The 283-nt window shown below is 55.5% G+C and carries 1 protein-coding gene; it reads right to left on the bottom strand.

The window, feature by feature from the left end; genetic code table 11:
• Positions 1 to 266: DNA-binding protein (locus tag GHN92_RS23690; RefSeq protein ID WP_153381353.1), on the bottom strand; the 266-nt coding region annotated here is incomplete at its 3' end.
• Positions 267 to 283: the final 17 nt, after the last annotated feature.

Raw genomic sequence — 283 nt, 5'->3', positions numbered from 1 at the left:
AAACTGACCCCCAGCACGTGTAGCACTTTCATCAAGCGATAAAGGTCCGGATCGCCATGGATACCGAAGAGCTGCTCCAGATCTGCCACGGTGATCCCGGTCAGACTCGCCATTTTGGCCGCCCCAAATGCGCTGATCGCCACACCGATGGAGGCCGCAATATGAGCGGCATGGCCGGTCGCTAAAGCATCCGCAATAAATACGGTCCTGGTTTCTGGATTGGTTAACGCCGCCCCTGGATCATAGATCGATGGCTTTTTTTGCACCCGTTCCGTCTCCCTTT

This window comes from Pseudomonas sp. FSL R10-2964, assembly GCF_009600035.1.
GTDB lineage: Bacteria > Pseudomonadota > Gammaproteobacteria > Pseudomonadales > Pseudomonadaceae > Aquipseudomonas > Aquipseudomonas bubulae.
The sequence above is the reverse complement of the archived record's forward strand: the minus strand, read 5'-3'. Positions and strand labels throughout refer to the sequence as shown.